General features: G+C 63.9%; 1 protein-coding gene. It reads right to left on the bottom strand.

Features of this window, described 5'->3' with window-relative positions; genetic code table 11:
* On the bottom strand, positions 1-1,255 hold a 1,255-nt coding region (locus tag AB0K28_RS05945; protein WP_364365621.1), incomplete at both ends, for a hypothetical protein.

The following is a 1,255-nucleotide window of genomic DNA, read 5'->3' as shown; positions in this document are numbered from 1 at the left end:
ACGCCTCAGCCTGGTCGTGATGGCCGACCTTAGCCAAGGCGGTGGCCAAGCTGCTCAACGCCTGGACTTTGAGGCCTGGGTCGGTGATGGTGCGGGCGAGAGCCTCAGCCTGGTCGTGATGGCCGGCGTTGGCTAGGATGGTGGCCAGGCTGCTTAGTGCCTCGTTTTGAGAATCTGGGTCGGTGATGGTGCGGGCGTGGGCTTCGGCCTGCTGCGCCAGCTGCTTGGCCTGGTCAAGGTGCCCAGCCACAGCCAAGGCACTGGCCAGATCGACCAGTGTCTCGGCACGGAGGTCTGTGTGATTGATGGTGCAGGCGAGGGCTTCGGCCTGATCGAGCTGCCCGACCTTGGCCAGCACACCGACCAGGTTGCTCAGTGCCCTGGCCTGGCGGTACGGGCCGATGATAGAACGGGCGAGGGCTTCGGCCTGATGCGCCACCCGCGTGGCTCGGTCGAGATGCCCGGCTTCGGCCAAGACTCCGGTTAGGTCGGTGAGGGTCTCGGCTTGATGGTCTGGAGTCGTAAAGGCTCGGGCAGCGAGAGCTTCCGCCTGATCGAGTTGCCCGGCTTTAGCTATGACGCCAACCAGACCGCGTAGCGCTTGGGCTTGACGATATGGGTTGGTGATAGAGCGGGCGAGGGCCTCAGCCTGGTCGAGCTGCCCGGCTATTACTAGGGATCCGGCCAGGTCGCTCAGAATCTCGGCTTGGAATTCTGGATCGGCGCTGGTGCGGGCGAGGACTTCGGCTTGTTGCGCCACCTGAGTAGCTCGGTCGAAGTGCCCGGCTATGGCGAAGGCCCCGGTGAGGTCGCTCAGAATCTCGGCATGGAAATCCGGGTCGTTGATGGTGCGGGCGAGCGCTTCCGCTCGGTCTAACTGTCCGGCCTTAACCATGTCTCCGGCGAGGTCGATCAGGGTCTCGGCCTGGAAATCCGGGTTGTTGATGGTGCGGGCAAAGGTTTCGGCCTGGTCGAACTGCCCGGCCTTGCTTAGGACGCCAGCTAGATCACTCAGTATCTGAGTTTGGTAATACGGGTTGGTACCAGTGTGGGCGACGGTTTTGGCCAGGTTGAAACGGCCAGCTCTGGCCAAAGCAGTGGCCAGACTGCGGAGCGCTTGGGCCTGATGGTGCGGGTCGGTGATGGAGCGGGCGAGGGCTTCGGCCTGGTCGAACCGCCCCACATCGGCCAAGATGGTAGCCAAACTGCACAGCGCCTCGGCCTGGAGATCCGGGTCCGTGATGGAGCGGGCGAG

Origin of the sequence: Nonomuraea sp. NPDC049504, from assembly GCF_040676845.1 — a bacterium.
Classification (GTDB): Bacteria; Actinomycetota; Actinomycetes; order Streptosporangiales; family Streptosporangiaceae; genus Nonomuraea; species Nonomuraea salmonea.
Note: the sequence above shows the minus strand (reverse complement) of the source record. Positions and strands in the feature narration are given on the sequence as shown.